Genomic DNA, 19257 nt, shown 5'->3' on the forward strand with positions numbered 1-19257 from the left:
CCACCAGGTACGACAAACTCGCCATCACATACCGCGCTGGCGTCACCCTCCGCGCCATCCTCACCTGGCAACACCTATTAGGAGACACGCCCTAGCCGACTATTCCTTGGGGATTACCATCTCGAGAAAGTCCGCAATTACGGCACGCATGTGCATTCTGTCTTGCTCATACAGCCATTGCACTTGAAGTCCGTCAAGCAAAGCAATGAATGTGATAGCGAGAGCCTCGGGTGACATTGTGGAGTTCGATTCACCGCGCGAGGCCAGTACTTGGAATATGCCGGTATAGAACTGCCTCAGTGCACGATACCGGGACTGAAAATACTCGTAGGCCGGGTGGTCAGGCGTAGTTGCTTCAGACGACAATGTCGAATGGAGGGCAATGAGACCGGGTTCCGTCTCGTTCTGAACCGCCACTTCTAGCATCGCCCGCACCGCGTTGGCGGGCGTGTCCTCGATAGAAGAACTCGCTTCGAAGTAAACCTGGGTTCCTTTGCTGTCTCGGTACTCGAGCACAGCCAAAAGCAAGGTCTCCTTCGTGGGGAAGTGGTGAAGCAGTCCTGTGTAGCTGATGCCTGCGCGCGCTGCGACATCCTTCATCGTTGCCCCGTAGAAGCCAGAGATACCGAAGGCGTCAACGCACGCTTCGAGAGCGCGTTGGCGCACGGCCGCACTCTTCGCGTATCGGCCGCGAGATCCGGGGTTTGTCACGATCATCGACGTACCTGCCTTCATCTTTGTTGCTTCGCTCACATGCGAATGCCGTAGTTCGATTCGGTTTATGGTAGCGTCTGCGTGAAGTTCGTATTGTGATTCTAGTTTCAAGCGACGTTGATCAAGGGAGATCAGATGACAACCCATAGTTCTGCCAGCGCGCCAAGCTCACTCGAGGAGCTGGCGCCGTCCGCGCCAAAACTCTTGAAGCGGGAGCTGGTCGCCCTCTTTCTGGCGCAGTCCACGCTGTACCTGGCCCTCGTCGTCCCCCCAGCTTTTCACTGGCCATCAAGATCGGGGCGATCGACCCAGTCAACAAGGACACGATCCTGGCCTTGTGCATCGGCATCGGCGGGACACTCATCCTCTTCACGAACCCCATCGCAGGAGTGCTCAGCGACCGGACTCGATCGCGTTTTGGTCGCAGGCGACCTTGGTTCCTCGGTGGGATGCTCATCGCCCTCGCCGGTTCCGCTCTCGTGGGGCTTGGAAACGACGCCGTCACCATCGTTGCTGGATGGGCAGTGGCAGTTGTTGGCTACACCCTGAGTACTTCCATGCTTCTCGCGTACCTCGGTGACAGGCTGCCGGAGGAACAACGCGGGAAGGTCATGGGCATCAACGGCGCGATTACTCAAATCGGTCCGATCGTGGGAATTGTGATTGCTGGTTCTTTCGCCTCGCAGCTTGGGCTGATGTTCCTCATTCCCGCTGCAATCGCATTTCTCGGACCAGTCTGGTTCCTGGTGTCCATGAGAGACAGCCAATACTCCGGTGCTCTCCCGCCGTTCCGTTTCAGCGACTTGACGCGAGGGTTCTACTTCAATCCCCGCCGGCACACGAATTTTGGTTGGGTCATCCTGAGCAAGCTTTTCGTGTACGCATCGCTTGCCTTCGGCGGTCTCTACGGTATCTATTTGCTGCAGGCCCGTCTGGGGCTCGACACAGGCGCGGTCGCCACGCTGATCGCTACAGTGGCGGGTCTCGGAGTCTTCACTGCGATCATTGGTGCCATTGGCGCCGGTTGGCTCTCAGACAAGTTGCGGTCGCGCAAGCCGTTCCTAATCGCCAGCGGTGTGCTACTCGTCGCGAGCCCTCTTATTGTCGGAACGACCACGAGCACGTTGCAGTTCATTGTGGGCGGACTAGTTGGGACATTCGCAATCGGAATCTACGGTTCGGTTGATCAGGCTCTGGCTCTCGACACCCTCCCGTCCGATGAAAACGAAAACGGGCGCTACCTAGCAATCTTCGGTCTGGCCAATGGGATCCCCCAGGCGTTCGGGCCCTTCGCGGCGGCCTTTGTTCTTACCTTGGCGGGCGGTGACTACAGCTGGGTCTACTACGTCGCCGCTGCTTTCGCGGCACTCGGAGCCCTAAGCATCATCCCGATCAGCGTCGGCAAGCGTGCATCCCTGTCCACCGTCAGCATCGACGCTGTGAGCTAGACCAACCGGCAAGCCGACAACGCGCGCACACCGCTCCCTCAACCAGTGACACGAAACCTATGAAGTTGCCTTATCTCAATTCCGACGAGCACACAGAAACGGAGGAACCATGAAGACGTTCAAAAAGAGCTTTCTATGGGGGGCGGCGACAGCGCCGCATCAGGTCGAAGGCAACAACACCAACAGTGACTGGTGGATGCGCGAGGGCCTGATCCCTGGCATGGAACCCAGTGGCGATGCCGTGGACAGCTACCACCGCTACGAAGAGGACATGCAACTGCTGGCCGACGCGGGACTGAACGCGTATCGCTTCGGCATCGAGTGGGCACGCATCGAGCCGCGCCCCGGGCAGTTCTCACTTGCGGAACTTGCTCACTACCGACGAATGATCGAGACCGCGATCAACTTCGGCTTGACTCCGGTCGTTACGCTTCAGCACTTCTCTAATCCCCGGTGGTTCGCTGAGGAGGGGGGCTGGTATGGCCCGCATGCAGTGGAACGCTTTCGGTCATACGTGACCAAAGCCACGACGATCCTCGATGGCGTGGAATGGGTCGCCACCATCAACGAACCAAACATGCAGGCGATGATGGGAATGATGATGGAGGCCTTCGCATCCGGGCCCGTACCGGACTGGCAAAGCCCAACCGTCGAAGGTGAGCCGGACGTGGGAGCTCACTCACTGCCGACACCAGAGCCTCGATTCGGCGCTCCGCTGGTGGAGGCACATCACGCGGTGCGAGACATCATCCGCGAACGTGTCGGCGCAAAAGTGGGCTGGACCGTCGCGAACGGTGCGCTCACAGCAAAGCCCGGGGCTGCGGCGACGCTCATCGACATCCGATATAGAACTGAGGACCTTTACTTAGAAGCTGCGCGCAACGATGACTTCATCGGTGTCCAGTCTTACTCGTCGCAGGAAGTTGACGAGAACGGCCTTGTGCCCCACCCCGCCCACCCCGACAACACCATGGTCGGCACAAGCTATCGGCCCGATGCGCTCGGCATGGCAGTGCGCCACGCGTGGGAGGTCACTGGAGGTGTTCCGGTCCTCGTAACGGAAAACGGAATTGCCACAGATGACGATCGACGGCGCATCGCTTACACCTCCGGTGCGTTGACCGGGCTGCAGGCCGCCATCGCTGATGGCGTGGACGTGCGCGGCTATCTCCACTGGAGTGCGCTGGACAACTACGAATGGGGGCATTGGGGTCCCACTTTTGGCCTCATCGCCGTCGACCGCGCAACATTCGAGCGAACGCCCAAACCGAGCCTTGCGTGGCTAGGCAACATCGCCCTGGACGGGCACCTGTGATCAGCTCGGTACTGCCAGACAAGGACCGATTCGGAACAGATCTGGGCGTGCTCAACATCGCTTCCACACTGCCCGGAGTCATTGGACCGGCCATCGCCGGCGTCATCGTCATTGCCTTTGGTGGGTACCTCGCGATCTACATCGCAGTCGTCGTCATCGCTCTGCTGGGTGCCCTCGCCGTCCTGCCCATCAAGAGTGTGCGCTAAGCGACGCCTCGCACGCTCAGCCAGTCTTCGCCGCCCCGCCCCGCCCCGCCCCGTCACGGACACCACACAGAGTTTGTCGCACCAAAGGAGAAGCACTTGACCACTCTTGCCGTCAATCCATTCCTACCCGACTGGGAGTACGTTCCGGACGGTGAGCCACGCATCTTCGGCGATCGTCTGTACCTTTTCGGATCGCATGACAGGTTCGGCGGACTTAAGTACTGCATGAACGACTATGTGGTGTGGTCGGCGCCCTTGCACGATCTTGGGAACTGGACGTCGCACGGCGTCGTGTACCGCAAGGATCAGGATCCGGGGAACCCGAAGGGAAAGATCGCGCTTTGGGCCCCCGATGTGGTCCAAGGAGCAGACGGGCGATTCTATCTGTACTACGGGATGCAGTTCGTGCCGCGCCTGTCGGTGGCGGTGGCGGACGCCCCCGAAGGGCCGTACGAGTTTCTCGGTCACGTCACTGATCGGGACGGCGCGCCTCTCGGCTCTATCGCCGGCCAGCCATTCCCCTTTGATCCCGGCGTGTTGGTAGACGACGACGGGCAGGTATACCTCTACTTCGGATTTGCGCCGGACAACGCGCTCACCTCGCGGGTGATGGATAAGCACAAACTCGAACACGAAGGAGCCTACGTCGCGACTCTCGAGCCCGACATGATGACGATCGCGGTCGGGCCACGGTTGATCGTGCCGATGGTGGGAAAGAGTGAAGGAAGCGGCTTCGAGGGGCACGAGTTCTTCGAAGCTGCGTCCATCCGGAAGATCGGTGACACGTACTACTTCGTGTACTCCTCGATACATGGACATGAGCTCTGCTACGCGACAAGCAGTCGCCCCAGCGAGGGCTTCCGATTCGGTGGGGTACTGATCAGTAACGGCGACATCGGACTCAACGGGCGCACGCCGAGGGACGCGCTGAACTACACCGCGAACAATCACGGCGGGCTCGTCGAGATCGATGGTCAGTGGTACATCTTCTATCACCGACACACCAACCGGGATCAGGTCAGCCGTCAGGCGGCTGCCGAACCCATCGCCATCGATGGCCATGGGCAGTTCACGCAAGCCGAGATGACCAGCTCTGGGCTAAACAACGGTCCATTGCCTGGAATCGGAGAGTATCCGGCGCGTATCGCCTGCGTACTGCAGTCCGCCGCTGGTGCGAAACCCGTTCCGTACCTGAGCTTTTTTCGAAGCAGGAGCTCGCATCCGTACTTCACGCAGACTGGCCGGGATCGAGAAGGTGACGGCGATCAGTACATCGCAAACCTCCGCGATGGTGCCGTCGCCGGATTCAAGTACTTCGATCTCACCGAGACGCGATCGATCGCGGTGGATTCTCGTCGTGGCGACGGCAAGATTTTCATCAGTACCGAGCTCGACGGCGCCCCCATCGCCAGCGTTCGAGTGCCCACTCATTCGGGACTCAGTCGCGCGTCCCTTCCCGAGGGCCTCGGCAAAGAAACGGCACTGTACTTCCGGTATCGCGGAACGGGCGCAACGGACTTCCACACATTTACCCTTGGTGGCGCCAGCGATGTTTGAGCAACGCTGCAATTCGCACGACTTTGACAGGAGATTCAGATGACCGACACCTTTGAGATCGAGGCCGCTGATCTTGTAGCGAGGTTGAGCCTCGCGGAGAAAGCAACGCTAGGGGGTGGGGCATCTTTCTGGGAGTCGGCGCCAGCGCAAGGCGTGCCGACGTTCGTTATGTCCGATGGCCCGCACGGACTTCGCAGACAGGAAGGTGACGCGGCTGATCACCTAGGTCTCGGCGCAAGTGTGCCTGCTACCTGCTTTCCTCCCGCCGTTGGGCTTGGACAGAGTTGGGATCACGATCTCGTTCGCCGTGTTGGCGGGGCACTCGCGCTGGAAGCACAAGACCAAGGCGTGAACGTACTTCTCGGTCCGGGTATCAACATCAAGAGAGATCCGAGGTGTGGACGCAACTTTGAGTACCTCAGCGAAGACCCGTATCTCACGAGCTTCCTTGCAAGCTCGTGGGTGAATGGTCTCCAGGCGGGCGGTGTGGGCGCATCACTGAAACACTTCGCCGCGAACAATGCTGAATACGACCGCATGCGGCTGAGTTCAGACGTCGCGGATCGGCCGCTCCGAGAGATCTACCTACGTGCGTTCGAACGAGTCATCCGTGACGCGCAACCTTGGACCGTGATGTGCTCGTATAACCGCATCAACGGAGTGCTCGCGTCCCAGAACAAGTGGCTGTTGACGGACGTCCTTCGTCGTGACTGGGGCTTTAAGGGTGCTGTTGTGAGCGACTGGGGTGCGGTCGAAGATCGTGTGGCCGCTGTTGCCGCGGGCCTGGACCTCCAGATGCCCGGAGGCACGGAGTTCTTCAACGGTGCGGTCGTGGACGCGGTGCTCGAGGGAGAACTGTCTGAGACCGACGTGGATCGCGCGGCAACTGCAGTGGCTCGTACTTCGCTGCTGGCTCAACATCACGGTCGAGATGTTTCCGTCGACTACGAAGCGCACCACGCTCTGGCGCGCGAAGCGGCAGTCCGAAGCATCGTGCTCCTCAAGAATGACGGCAACCTGCTGCCCCTCGAGCCTCACGGACGCATCGCCGTGATCGGTGCGTTCGCGTCAGCGCCGCGATACCAGGGTGGCGGTAGCTCACATGTCCGAGCCACCCATCTCGACATCCCCCTTTCGGAGATCCGGACTGCGGCTCCTCGGGCGACCGTGGAGTACGCACTCGGATTCACAACTGATGGATCCGGTGACGCGGCTGCTCTGCGACTTGAGGCAGCGCAGCGGGCACACGACTCCGACATCGCAATCGTCTTCCTGGGGCTCGCTGAGGCGCACGAATCTGAAGGGTTCGATCGCGAGACGATCGACCTGCCCCCAGAACAGCTGGCTGTTCTCGAAGCGGTCGCTGCGGAGCAACCAAATACCGTCGTTGTTCTCTCAGCCGGCGGCATTGTGCACCTCGCCCCCGTGCATCAGCTCGCACCGGCCATTCTATCTGGCGGCCTCCTTGGTCAGGGCGGAGGCGCCGCGATTGCGGATGTGCTCTTTGGGGCAGTGAACCCGTCAGGACGTTTGGCGGAGACCGTGCCTCTTCGTTTGCAAGATGCGCCCAGCTACCTCCAATTTCCGGGTGAGCACTCCCGCGTCGTGTACGGTGAAGGACTGTTCGTTGGCTACAGGGGTTACGACGCCCGCGCGCAAGACGTCCTCTACCCCTTTGGACACGGACTGTCCTACACGGACTTCTCCTTCGATGCTCTGGCGGTCGAAGGGGACCAGGACGGAATCGCTATCGCTGTCAGCGTCCAAAACCTCGGCCCGGTCGCCGGGCGGGAGATCGTCCAGATCTATGCCTCGAAGGTGGATTCGGCCGTAAGTCGAGCCCCTCGCGAGCTGGTCGGTGTTTCTGTCGTCGAGGTGGAGCCCGGAGACAGCGTCACCGTGCATATTCGGGTGGATCGACGAGACCTGGCGTACTGGGATGACCGCTTCAACCGATGGATCGTCGAGGACGGCGTCTATCGCGTTGCCGCCGCGAAGTCCAGTCGCGACATTCAGCTTGAATCCCTCGTTGAAGTCGTCGGCGACGTCGATCGCAGCGTCTTCACGCCGAACTCGACTGTTGCTGAACTGATGTCGAACCCCGCCGCCTCGCCCATCGCGATGGCAGCGTTCGGTGGACTGATGCCCTCCGCCGACGCTGGCGCAGAACTGGGGATGGACGTGATGAAGATGGTTGCATCGATGCCATTGAATCGGCTCATCACCGGAACTCCCGAGGCAGAAGGGCAACTTGGAGCGCTCCTCGAAGCTGTCAACTCCGCTGCTACGGCTCCCAGTGCCGACAACAACTAAGCGCTTCGCCAGACCACCTCAACGAAAGGATCGACTATGACGGAACGATTGACTGGAAAGACCGCCCTCGTCACGGGTGGAGGCAACGGCGTCGGCAAGGCTGTGGCGCTTGCACTCGCAGCTCAAGGCGCTCGGGTCGTTGTCAACGACCTGGGCACAAGCGAACAAGCCGAGGGAGTCAGTCGTGGCGCGGCCGACATCACTGTAGAAGAGATCCATGCCGCAGGTGGCGAGGCCGTCGCGAGCTACGATTCGGTCGCGACCGCGGAAGGCGTGCAGAACGCCGTGGCGATTGCCGAATCGGCCTTCGGTCCAGTTGACATCGTCGTGGCGTGCGCGGGCGCCATCTTCCCGGGAGACCTGTCCGCGACCGATGAGACATGGCACCGCTTCATCGATCTGTTCCTCTCCCAGAAGTTCTTCCTCGCACGCGCAACCGTTCCCGGAATGGCAGAGCGCGGATGGGGACGGTTCATCACAGTCACCTCTGAAGGCGCTCGCGGAACTCTGGGTAACCCGATCTTCGCCGCAGCAATGGGCGGCGTAATCTCTCTCACGAAAGCGATCGCGAATGACTACCGCGCGCACGGTGTCACCGCCAACAGCTTCAACCCCGCAGCTGCCACTCGCCTGTACCACGCGACGATCGCCGACTGGAAGGTCAAACACGACGCGGGAGAGATCACAGACGAGATGTGGGCAGCCATTGAGGCGGGTCCGGGTCCGGCCAGCTACGTCGCACCGATGGTCACTTGGCTGACCACGGATGCGGCGGCGAAGACGACCGGCCAGGTCTTCACCATTGGCGGTGGCTCGGTCACACGGTGGTCATCGTTCGAGCAAGTACGGAGCATCTACAAGGGCGATCATAGATCCACGCCCGAATGGTCTTTGGACGAGCTCGACCAGACCGTTCCTACCGGCCTCTTTGAAAACTAGCCGCCGGCCGCCGGCTCCATTGCCGCCGAACCAAGGACTCTCCGTTGTCGCGATTTCCTGCCAACATCCTCTGGGGTGCATCCGCGCCACCGCATCAGACCGAGGGGAACAACGTCAACAGTGATGGGAGGGCGCGGGAAGGAGTGATTCCGGGGATGGAGCCGAGCGGCGACGGCAATCGACGAGGACGCCCTCGCGGACGTGCTCACGTCGATTGCCGTCTCCGCTCTCTCGACGGGGTCATTCTCAGCCCCCCACGCCGCGCATTTCAGCGTCGAGCCGCTGGGGAGACCTACTCGAAGTCTTACGACGAAGTGCACAGAGCTCTCAGCGGTGTCCCCCTCACAAATGTTGTCAACGCCCCCACGCTCGCCACGATTTGATCCCGGAGCCCTAATGACTTTCATTGACTATCAGGACAAGCGCGTCGTAGTTACCGGCGCCTCGTCGGGCATCGGCGCTGCGGTTGCCACAGCGCTTGTCAAACTCGGCGCGGAAGTGCACGCAGCTGCACGACGCGAACCTGAAGCGAAGAGCGCCGAGTTCCATCCGTTGGACCTTAGCGACCCTGCATCAATCGAGGGGGCAGTGCACAGCATCGGAGGACCTGTCGACGCACTGTTCAACTGTGCCGGCGCCGTGCCCATGAGTCCGGCGCTCGACATCCTCAAAGTCAATTTTCTCGGCACGAGGCTGTTCACCGACCTGGTTGCGGCGAACATGACTGCCGGAGGCGCCATCGTCAATACCTCCTCTGACGGAGGATACGGTTGGCGACACAAGCGGACCCTGCTCCTGGACTTCGTCTCCCATGACTTCGACGACGCGCTCGAGTGGTATGTACGGAATCAGGAAGCAGCGGGACACGCGGACGCGTTCGCGAAGGAAGCACTCAACGTGTGGACGATGCAGCAGTCCGCGGTCCTGATCCAGCGTGGCATCCGGATCAACACCGCAAGCCCTGGCGCTGTGCAAACGCCAATGCTCGAGGCGATCGAAGCCGCGTATTCGACTGAAGCGATCGATCCTGTTCTTTACCCGAGTGGTCGTCGATCGACCGCGGAGGAGCAGGTGGGGCCCCTGCTGTTCCTCAATAGCGACAGCGCCTCCTACGTCAACGGGGCCGATCTGTCCGTGGACGGTGGGTTCTGGGCGAGCTTGTCGCTGACGGGCAGTCTCTGGAACTCCGACGGGGGCCTCAAATGAGCAAGACGAGACCGCAGTGGCTCGGTAGCGGTGACCGATTCGCGCGCTTGAAGCGCATCCAGACGCTCGATCCCGAAGTCGACTACCGCGAAATCACCGAACTGTTCTACACCGATTTCCAGTCCGTGATGGTCGTGCAAGGCGTCTCCGGCTTTCTCTTTACCTTCGCCGCTCCTCGAATGTCGCGGATCCTCAAGGCAAGCGGACAAGCTGAGCATCACACCGCTAAACGATTCGTCGACACGAGCCTCCTCACCGGAGCCGTCATGTCCCACGGCCTGGAGCCCGGGGAAGGCAGGCACGCCGCCCGACGCGTAAACGCAATGCACAGACACTACGACATCCATCCCGACGACTTCATCGCCGTCGGGTGCGATGTTCCCATCATGTCGCTCGAACTCGCCGACAGGTTTGGATGGAGGCCGGTCACCGACACGGAACGCCGCGGCGTGTTAACCCACTACGCGAAAGAAGCCCGCGCGTTCGGCTCACACAAGCCCATCCCTGACACGATCGAAGAGGCGCGTGCGTTCTGGGAGAACTATCTCGACACCGAACTCGCGTTCGAGCCGCAGAACAAGGAACTCGCCGACGCGCTGCTGCAATTCATGCCGACACTAGGGCGTGTCTCCTAATAGGTGTTGCCAGGTGAGGATGGCGCGGAGGGTGACGCCAGCGCGGTATGTGATGGCGAGTTTGTCGTACCTGGTGGCGATGCCTCGTCATTGTTTGGCGAGCGCGAAGAATCGCTCGACGACGTTGCGGCCCTTGTAGGCGTCGGCGTCGAGCCCGGGCGGTCTGCCGCCCTTGCTGCCGCGCCGTTTCCGCGCAGCCGCCTGGTCGCGCTTGTCGGGAATGACGGTCTTGATCCCGCGGCGGCGCAGCTCGGTGCGGATCACCCCGGTCGCGTACGCCCGGTCCGCGATCACCGCATCCGGCCGGGTGCGCGCACGGCCCTTCCCGTGCCGGGGGACGTGGATCTGGGCGAGTACCTCGGCGAGCATCGCGCCGTCGTTGCGCTGCCCGCCGGTGACGATCATCGCCAACGGCCTGCCGCGCCCGTCGACGGCCTGATGGATCTTCGTGGTCAGACCGCCGCGGGAGCGGCCGATGCCGTGGCCCGCCGGTTCAATCTCGTGCCAGGGCAGATTCTTGTGATTCGATCCCGCCCCCTGTGTCCTGCTCGGGCCGGGTGGTGTTCGTCGCATGCTGATGCGCACGCGCGATCGTCGCGTCCACCGACACTGCCCAGTCGATCTTTCCCGCCGCGTCCGCCTCCGCGAGAATCCGCGTCAGCACACGGTCCCAGGTGCCATCCCCGGCATAGCGGCGGTGCCGCTTCCACACCGTCTGCCACGGACCGAACTCGTCACCAGGCAGGTCACGCCACGGGATCCCCGTCCGGAACCGATACGCGATGCCCTCCACCACGCGACGGTTGTCACCGAACGGGTGACCACGCCGACCAGAATTCGACGGCAGCAGCGGCTCAATCCGCTCCCACTGCTCGTCCGTGAACACCCGATACCGCGAACCCGTCGACCTCACCCGACCAGACTGCCGCGAGCTTCACCGAACATATGGGAGACACGCCCTAGTTGGCTCAGCCCGGATGCGATTTGAGGTGAGTTCCGAGCGTTGGATGGTCAAACCGTTTGGGTACGCCTGTTGACTAAGGCATCGACCGGGTCCTCTTTGGAGCCAGATGCGTTGGCTTTCGGGGCGCTCTTCCCGAGCGCCCTCATCGCTGACGGCGAAGGACGCTTGCGCAGACGGGAGGGCGAGCCAATCCCGTAGCCTTTGGGAATGCGTTGATCGAAAATCTCTTTCCGGAGCTCGTCCACCCGGTACTGGGCGGCTTGTGGGTCGCCGCTTGCACTGGCCGCAATTTCTTGCAAAGTCGCGGCGTACGAATCAGTCGGATTCGCCGACCGTTGCCAGCGCACGCGGTGACGACTTCAAAGAACTCAAGAATGATTTCCGCCATACTGATGCTCGGGTCGTACAACCAGCGTACCTGCAGCCATCTGCTTGGAGTTCCGAGAGTCTGTCGGCCGTGGTGACGGGCATCCTGACCGCCGCCATCCCGGCGCTCGGCTACCTCTTCGCCCTGCTGCTCGGCGAACCGTTCGTGCTCGTCACCGCCCTGGGCGGGGTGATCGCCCTCGTCGGCGTCGCCGTGGCCTCGACGGCCCGTGATGCGTCTAGGCGCCGAGAACCTGCAGCGACCGTCGCGCGGCGCGGGCCTCGACGCGGCCCTTCAGCGCCTGGTTGAACGCGACGTAGCCGCCCTCGTTGTGGTTCTTCACGAACAGGCCCTCGAAGGGCTTGGTGAGCGCACCGGAGAAGGTCTCGGTATTGGTCAGCCGCGTCATCCCGTCGCTCATCGGCTCGAGGGTGAAGGTGTGCCCACCGAGGAAGAGGCCGGCGGTGAGGATGCTCGCCGACCACTGCAGCTCGCGGTGCTCGGTGACCGCGGTGACCGTCGAGGAGAACCAGAACCCGGGCATACGCATCTTCAGTCGGGCGCCGACTCGGGGGTGCCGTCGACGCGGGAGAAGTTGCTCCACTCGCCGTAGGCGGGGAAGTCGGAGAGAACCTCCCAGACCTCGTCGGGGGTGGCGGCGATGTCGATCGTGGTGGTGAAGACGATGCTCACGGTCGTGATCCGTTCGTTCGGTGCTGCGGCGAGTGGGTGTTAAGCTAGCTTTCATCGCCTACACGCTAATGTCAATAGCTTCGGCCCAGAGAAGCTATTGACATTAGCCAAATGGGGCGGCACGCTTAGCCACATGACTACTGACGACTGCAGACCCCGTGCCTAGGGCCGGGCTGAACCGCAACCGGGTCGCCGAAGAAGCGGCCGTGATGTCCGACGAGGTGGGCCTCAGCCGACTCACGCTGGCGACTCTGGCCGAGCGACTCGGAGTGCGTCAGCCCTCCCTCTACAAGCACATCGACTCGATGGCCGGACTGCACCGCGACATCGCCGTGCACGCGAAACGTGCTCTCGGCGAGGTGCTCGCCCGCGCATCCGTCGGTCGCTCGGGGCCCGACGCGATCGCGGCCATGTCGCACGCCTACCGCGACTGGGCGGTGACGCATCCGGCCCGCTACGCGGCCTCGAATCTGATGCCCGCGCCCGGCGACGTCGAAGACGAAGCGGTGTCGGTCGCGGCCATCCAAGTGATCGCCGACGTTCTGACGGCCTACCGGCTCGAGGGCGACGACGCGGTCGACGCCATCCGGGCGTTCCGCTCGACCCTGCACGGCTTCGTCTCGTACGAGACCGCCGGCGCCTTCCGCTGGAGCGCCGACGTCGACGTCGACCGCAGCTTCGACCGACTCGTCCGTGGATTCATCGCCGCGCTCGACAGCTGGGCGGAGACCTCCGGCCACACCCTGACCACCCACCTCACCACCATCGGAGAAGACCATGACGATCGCACCTGACCCCGCTACCGGCCCCGACCGCGACGCCGCCACCCGGCTCGTCACGAACTGGGTCGCCCTGTGGAACGGCGACTACGCCCTCGCCGACGAGATCATCTCACCCGACAACCGCGTGCACGCCGCGATGTTCGACGGCGGCGACGGCAGCGCCGTGGCCGGGGTCTCGGGCATGAAGGATCTCGTCGGCCAGATGAGATCGCTGATGTCCGACCTCGACTTCTCGGTCGAGGTCGGCCCGGTCGTCGACGGCGACCACGTCGTGATTCGCTGGGTCGCCACCGGACACTACGGCGGCGGCATCCCCGGTGCCGGTGCGCCGGTGGGCACCGAGGTGAGCTTCCATGGCACCGACATCCTGCGCGTCGAGAACACGCGGGTCGTCGAGTACTGGCTCAACGCCGACACCCTCGACCTGATGACGCAGCTGCAGGTCGGGGCAGGTTGACCGGCGGGCGGGCTACAGCTAGCGGCGGGAGGCCGCCGCGACGGCCTCGTTGTGCACGCGGGTGGGGTACGACTTCGAGATGACGGCGGCGAGGCCGACGGCGGCGAAGGGGATGACCCAGTAGCAGATGATCGAGAGCGGGCAACGCCGTCTTGGTGCCTGGCTTTGCTAAGCAAGCCTGACGACGGCAGGAAAGCTCATCCCCCTTACCCGGCTGCGAGTTTAATCAGCGAGGCAGCACTTAGTGCGGAGGTTACCAAGGACCGAACGCGGAGTTTGGAGGTCTTGGCCGTCTCCAGTGGGGACGTTGTCAGCCAAGAGATCTGGTCGGAAGGGGCCCGATCGTCATGCTGACTGGTACCTAACCGTCGCCACACGCGACAACCGGACCCCGGTACTTGCGGCCATCCAGGCAGTCACTTCGGACTGGGCGAGAGTTCGAACCCGCCCGCTCCGTTGGGCACTCTGCCAATCTGCCTTGGTAGCTCGCCTAACGGCGGATGCCTACCTTTTCGCGCACCCATTCTGCGATCTGTTTGATCGCACGGTCGGCCTCGGGTACTCGTCCGGCGCCGACCACGTACGAGTGCTGCAGCCCGGCGACCGGTAGCTCGCTGACATCCACGCCAGCACTCCGCAGTCGGTCGGCGAAGATCTGGTCTTCGCCGGCCAGGACCTCGTATGTGCCCCACGACACGAGGATCGGCGGCAGACCGCCGAGGTCGCTGTGGATCAGATTGATCCGCACGTCGTCGGACGCAACGTCGGTTCCGCCGATCCATGCCTCGCGGAAGAACTCGAGGAGTTCTTTGCTGAGCAGGAGGTCCTTCTCGGCATTCGTGCGCATGGTTTCGTTGTTGATCGACAGATCGGCCCACGGCGAGATCGAGACGACCGCGAGCGGAGTCGGCTTGCCCGCGTCGCGCAGCCGGATGGCGAGAGCCGCCGCGAGATAGCCGCCGACCGAGTGGCCGATCGTGACGATGCAATCAGGCGCATACCCCTGATCGACCAACCACGTGACCGCCGACTCAAAGTCATCGATCTGCGCCGGATACTTGTTCTCTGGCGCGAGCCGGAAGTCGACCACGAGAGAAGGGATCCCGATCGCGGCAGCAATGTGCCCGGCCGTCTTGCGATCCATCGCTGCCGAACCGACCACGGTTCCGCCATTGTGTCCGTGCAGCAGCACGAACCGAGTATCAGCGCCGATCGGTTCGCACCAGATCGCGGGAACGCCACCGGCATCAATGTCGCGATAGGTCACGTTCTCGGGTTCGGTCGCCATGCGGTGGTTCGCCTCGACGAGCGCTCGGTTGACCTCGAGCTCGGTCGGCGGAACGCGGTATCGCAGGAACCACTCGGCGAACGCAGTCGCCTCGGCGCTCAGGTTGACCTCGGTGGTTTCGGACATCGCTTCTCCTTATTATCGATCGGGAAGGTGCAGGGCAGGTCTTCTTCAACTCGAAAGGCCTAGACGCCTTGGATACTCACTGACTCAGACGACGTTCACGACGGTGCGACCCCGCACTGCGCCGTGCAAGATGGCGCCGCCGTGGCCGATGACCTCCTCGAGCCCGATGGTTGTGGTCAGCCGGTCGAGAACATCGAGATCGAGCTCGTCTGCTAGCACGGTCCAGGCCCGTCGGCGGAGCTCGAGCGACGCATCCACGGAGTTGGCACCGACCAGGGTCACAGCACGCAGGATGAAAGGAAGGACGGATGTCGGCAGGTCGATGCCTTGGGCCATGCCGTTGGCGACGACGACACCCTCGTAGCGTGACTGGGCGAGCACGTTAGCGAGCGTGTGCGATCCGATCGAGTCGATCGCTCCGCTCCACCGTTCGGGCTGTACCGGGGGGCCTCCCGGCGCCGCCAGATCGGTTCGGTCGATGACGTCGTGCGCACCCAGCGAGCGGAGGAACTCGCCTTGGTCGACGGCGCGACCGCTCGAGGCTACTACAGCATAGCCGCGGCGAGCCAGAAGACTGATGGCGATCGACCCGACTCCGCCCGCAGCGCCCGTGACCAGGATCTCTCCGTCACCTGGCTCCACTCCCTCGCGTTCCAATGCGAGCACGGCGATCGCCGCAGTAAATCCCGCGGTACCGATGGCTGCAGCTTGCGACAGTGAGATTGCCTCTGGAACGTAGATCAGGAATTCTGACGACACCCGCGCTCGTTGGGCGTACCCTCCGTTGCGCAGCTCCCCGAGACCCGAGCCGTTCAGCGTCACCCGGTCCCCTGGTGAGAATCTCGGAGAGGATGATTCGGCCACGACTCCGGTAACGTCGATGCCGAGAATCAGCGGCCACCTCCGCACGATCCCCCTGCCTGTTAGCGCCATTCCGTCCTTGTAGTTCAGGCTGGAGTGGGTAACGTCGATGAGCACGTCTCCCCCACCGAGATCGTGCTCATCCACTTGCGTCAGTTCGGCCGGAAGATTCTTGTTCCGAGAGATGATCGCGCGCATCAGGCTGCCTTCCGTCCGATGTCGACGAGGGAGGGGACGAACGACATCGCGTGCTCGGCGAGAGCGGTGATGGTAAGCGCCGGATTGACCCCAGGGTTGGCCGGCAGGGCTGCGGCATCGCAGACGATCATGTTGCGATAGCCGAAGACCCGCAGCTCGGGGTCGATCACGCCGGAGGATGCATTCTCACCGATCACCGCACCGCCGAGCATGTGAGCGGTCTGCGGAATGTTGAAAAAGGCCTCGAAGATACTGCTCTGCGCCACGCCGCCCTTCTGCTCCGCCACCCACGAAGCGACCCGGTGCCCGATCTCGATGTAGGTCGGGGCAGGACGGGCCGGATCGATCTCGCTCACCAGCCGACACCCTCCGCCTCGCCGCTTCTTCGCACGGAATCGGATGGCATTGTCTCGGGGCTGCATCACCAGCATTTGCAGCGTGCGGGTGCTCCACCCATTCTGCGGGCGCACGGCCCAGAGCCGGCGAGGGTGCCGAAGCGCACCGACGATCCAGCGACCGACTCTCTTCGATCTGCTCCCGGATCCGGTCAGCACCGTGAACAGGCGTTGCTGCGTGTCTGCGTTCGGACCCAACGTGAGGAACTCGATCTGCGCATCCTGATCGAGGATGACGCGGCTGCTGGCGGTGACGTCACGCCAGGTCTCCAGGTCTTTCGGAAAGAGCACACTGAGCACCGTCTCGCTGTTGGTGCGGACGAGGTGACCGAGTCTGTCACTGATGCGCGCGAGCGACCCGCGATGCTTGCAGTCGGCGAGCAGCTCGTTGGTGGCGATCGCGCCGCCCGCGAAGACGACGCCCTTCGCGGTGAAGTCGGACCGGACGTCGTTGTGGGCGGAGTTCCGCGACTCCACTGTGACCCGATACCCGTCGGCGCCGTCGAGGGCGCCCAGTGGCGCGACATCCACCACCTCCTGCTCGGCGATGATGCGGGCCCGGCTTTTCTCGGCGAACCAGAGGTAGTTCTTGGTGAGCCTATTCGCCGCGCCGGTGTGACATCCGACCATGCACTCGCCACAACGGCGGCAGCCGGTGCGGTCGGGCCCTTCTCCCCCGAAGTACGGGTCGGGTACCGTCTTGCCCGGCTCCCCGAAGAACACCCCGGTGGGCGACAGGGCGAATGACTCCGGCGTACCGAAGTGAGCCGCTACCTCTCTCGATAGTGACATCGTCGTCGAATCCCAAGGGGCAGTGCGCACACCGAGCATCCGCTCGGCCGTAGCGTAGTGAGGAGCGAGCGTCGCCTCCCAAGAGCCGAGGCGCTGCCATTGCGGATCGTCGTAGAACGCCGGCTGAGCACGGAATAGCACCCCGCCGTACATCAGGCTGCCTCCCCCCACCCCCGTCTGCGCCGCGCTGACGACGTGGCGGAAGAGAGCCGGCCTCATGATTCCATAGAGGCCCTTGCGGGGATTCCAGTCGTACCGCTCATGGTCTGAGGCGGACCGAGGCAGGTCGTCGTCCTCGTAGCGACGTCCGCGCTCAATCACGCCGACGCGATAGCCCTTCTCGGTCAGACGGAGTGCCGCGACACTGCCGCCGAATCCCGAGCCGACAACCAGCCAGTCGAAATCGAATGACGGATCGATTCTGGGAGCGCTTGCCTGCGTCTCGGTGTCGGGCACACCGGCTTTCAGGGAGGACACGTGGCCACCTCTCCGTGACGGGCCCGTAGGGAACGGGCGGTGCTGTGACGATACGGATGCTGAGTGCATGAAATCAACCGAAAACGGGATGCTTCCCGGCTAGACACCAACTTCGGATGGGGTCTTCCCGAGCGTGTTGAGGCGTGTGACCGGCGAGCCATCGAGGCTGAACGTGTAGCGCCCGAATCCCAAGAAGCAGAGGATTCCCGCTCCGACCAGCGACACCAGCACCACCATCGGAACGGTGTAGCCGCCCGTCGCCACGTAGAGCTGGCCGATCAAGAAGATCCCGATGGCTCCGCCGATCGTGAGCATAAAGAAGACCAGGCCCACCACCCGGGCATAGGCGCCGAGCGGAAAGAAGCGTCCGACGATATAAGACGCCACATCCCCTTCGGCACCGAAGGCTACTCCGACCAGGATCGCCCCGAGGAATGACATCGGCAGGGTCGTCGAGGTGAACAGCAGAACCGTTCCGACTCCGCCGAGCACGAACAGCACCACCGCGATGCCGGGCGCATAGAGGCGGTCGAGCAGGAAGCCCACAATCCCATGTACGACCAGGGAGCTCACAGCGAGAGATGACAGCAATAAGGCTGCGGTCTCCGGAGCGTAGCCATGGCTCGCCGAAATGGGAAACACCTGGCTGAGCAAACCGAACAGCGCGGTCGAAACCAAGAGGATACCGCCGAGCAAGAGCCAGAACTGACGACGACGAGCGACCAAGCGGATGCTGGATGAGGCGGCCGCATCCGTTCCCGCGCTCTGCTGCATGGTGGTTCCGGCGGGCAGCCGGGTGACGAAGGCGTAGACCGCGGGCGGGATGATCACGCAGAGCACGCCGACGGCGATGTAGACACCACGCCACCCGTAGCCTGCCTCGATCGCCGTTGCGATGGGGGGCATAAGGATCGTACCCAAAGCCGATCCCACCGCCAAGAGTCCGAGAGCGACTCCACGTCGATCGGAGAACCAGGCGGTCACAACGGTCACATGGGCGACGGGCGTCGACGCTCCGGCCACCGCTCCGAGCAGGATGCACAAGAAGTACCAGTACCCCACGCTCTGGTTGGCCGTCCCCAACAGCACGACGGCGCCCCCGAATGCGAGCGAAATGGGCACAGTGGGAATTCGCGGCCCGAATCGTGACACCAGGATTCCGACAGCGAGAGCACTAATGCCGGCCGCCACGGTGGCGAAGGAGGCTCCGTTGGTGAAGTCGGCGAGCGTCCATCCGAACTCCTCGATCATCGGAACGGCGGCCACGTTGAACAACACATTCAGGGTGCCGGCGCCGAGGATGAGTGCCAGCATCGCGGTGATCACGAACCACCAGCGATTCGGAGAGCGTCGGACGGTGGCGGGCGGGACTGTGATCATGGTGGAGACCTCTCTGTCTCGGGTGGTTCTTCTGTCTCGGGTGGGTCTGTTGCGGAGCGCGGACGCGCGAGCCGGCCGTCGTCATTGACGGCGTGATCGGGTGCCGCCCATACAACTGCCGCAGCCCGAAGCCGTCTACCACCG

15 protein-coding genes and 2 pseudogenes are annotated in these 19257 nt (G+C 63.0%); 10 read left to right on the forward strand and 7 right to left on the reverse strand.

The window, feature by feature from the left end; genetic code table 11:
* Positions 1-99: 99 nt before the first annotated feature.
* Complete coding sequence (locus tag BLW00_RS19045; protein WP_175494391.1) at positions 100-753, reverse strand: TetR/AcrR family transcriptional regulator; 654 nt, start codon at positions 751-753, stop codon at positions 100-102.
* A 296-nt stretch (positions 754-1049) separates the two neighbouring features.
* Between BLW00_RS19045 and BLW00_RS19050 the strand changes: the two genes are divergently transcribed.
* From BLW00_RS19050 to BLW00_RS19085, 8 genes are all read left to right on the forward strand, one after another.
* Positions 1050-2162, forward strand: a complete 1113-nt coding sequence (locus tag BLW00_RS19050; RefSeq protein ID WP_175494393.1) for an MFS transporter — start codon at positions 1050-1052, stop codon at positions 2160-2162.
* Positions 2163-2271: 109 nt separating this feature from the next.
* A complete protein-coding gene (locus tag BLW00_RS19055; protein WP_092557225.1) occupies positions 2272-3477 on the forward strand; it encodes a family 1 glycosylhydrolase in 1206 nt (401 codons plus the stop codon).
* Between the two features lie 47 nt (positions 3478-3524).
* Positions 3525-3683, forward strand: a complete 159-nt coding sequence (locus tag BLW00_RS23605) for a hypothetical protein (RefSeq protein ID WP_175494395.1) — start codon at positions 3525-3527, stop codon at positions 3681-3683.
* Positions 3684-3779: 96 nt separating this feature from the next.
* Complete coding sequence (locus BLW00_RS19065) at positions 3780-5240, forward strand: family 43 glycosylhydrolase (protein WP_092557229.1); 1461 nt, start codon at positions 3780-3782, stop codon at positions 5238-5240.
* Positions 5241-5279: 39 nt separating this feature from the next.
* Positions 5280-7553, forward strand: coding sequence for a glycoside hydrolase family 3 C-terminal domain-containing protein (locus BLW00_RS19070; protein WP_092557231.1), 2274 nt, complete (start codon positions 5280-5282; stop codon positions 7551-7553).
* A gap of 36 nt (positions 7554-7589) precedes the next feature.
* Positions 7590-8492, forward strand: coding sequence for an SDR family NAD(P)-dependent oxidoreductase (locus BLW00_RS19075; RefSeq protein ID WP_092557233.1), 903 nt, complete (start codon positions 7590-7592; stop codon positions 8490-8492).
* 396 nt (positions 8493-8888) lie between these two features.
* Positions 8889-9698 (forward strand): coniferyl-alcohol dehydrogenase, encoded by an 810-nt coding sequence (locus BLW00_RS19080; protein ID WP_175494397.1) that lies wholly within the window; start codon positions 8889-8891, stop codon positions 9696-9698.
* Entirely contained in the window at positions 9695-10333 is a 639-nt protein-coding gene (locus BLW00_RS19085; protein ID WP_092557237.1) for an oxygenase MpaB family protein, read from the forward strand. The genes BLW00_RS19080 and BLW00_RS19085 overlap by 4 nt, the downstream gene beginning before the upstream one ends.
* On the opposite strand, the pseudogene BLW00_RS19090 reads toward BLW00_RS19085, so the two are convergent.
* Positions 10316-11246 (reverse strand): annotated as a pseudogene (locus BLW00_RS19090) (IS5 family transposase). The gene BLW00_RS19085 and the pseudogene BLW00_RS19090 sit on opposite strands and share 18 nt — an antisense overlap.
* A 656-nt stretch (positions 11247-11902) precedes the next feature.
* Positions 11903-12357, reverse strand: a pseudogene (locus BLW00_RS19095) (SRPBCC family protein).
* Positions 12358-12566: 209 nt separating this feature from the next.
* Here BLW00_RS19095 and BLW00_RS19100 point away from each other — a divergent pair.
* Entirely contained in the window at positions 12567-13151 is a 585-nt protein-coding gene (locus BLW00_RS19100) for a TetR-like C-terminal domain-containing protein (RefSeq protein WP_092557241.1), read from the forward strand.
* Positions 13135-13596 (forward strand): ester cyclase, encoded by a 462-nt coding sequence (locus BLW00_RS19105; protein ID WP_092557243.1) that lies wholly within the window; start codon positions 13135-13137, stop codon positions 13594-13596. The genes BLW00_RS19100 and BLW00_RS19105 overlap by 17 nt, the downstream gene beginning before the upstream one ends.
* Positions 13597-14086: 490 nt before the next feature.
* Here the strand turns inward: BLW00_RS19105 and BLW00_RS19110 are convergent, their stop codons facing one another.
* The 4 genes from BLW00_RS19110 to BLW00_RS19125 form a co-directional block, all read right to left on the reverse strand.
* Positions 14087-15010: an alpha/beta hydrolase gene (locus tag BLW00_RS19110; RefSeq protein ID WP_092557245.1), complete on the reverse strand. Its 924-nt coding sequence runs from the start codon at positions 15008-15010 to the stop codon at positions 14087-14089.
* An 84-nt stretch (positions 15011-15094) separates the two neighbouring features.
* Positions 15095-16069 (reverse strand): MDR family oxidoreductase, encoded by a 975-nt coding sequence (locus tag BLW00_RS19115; RefSeq protein ID WP_092557247.1) that lies wholly within the window; start codon positions 16067-16069, stop codon positions 15095-15097.
* A complete protein-coding gene (locus tag BLW00_RS19120) occupies positions 16069-17712 on the reverse strand; it encodes a GMC oxidoreductase (RefSeq protein ID WP_217634432.1) in 1644 nt (547 codons plus the stop codon). Before BLW00_RS19120 ends, BLW00_RS19115 begins: the two co-directional genes overlap by 1 nt.
* A 120-nt stretch (positions 17713-17832) precedes the next feature.
* Positions 17833-19113 (reverse strand): MFS transporter, encoded by a 1281-nt coding sequence (locus tag BLW00_RS19125; protein ID WP_092557251.1) that lies wholly within the window; start codon positions 19111-19113, stop codon positions 17833-17835.
* Positions 19114-19257: the final 144 nt, after the last annotated feature.

Origin of the sequence: Herbiconiux ginsengi, assembly GCF_900107435.1 — a bacterium.
In the GTDB taxonomy this organism is placed as follows: Bacteria; Actinomycetota; Actinomycetes; order Actinomycetales; family Microbacteriaceae; genus Herbiconiux; species Herbiconiux ginsengi.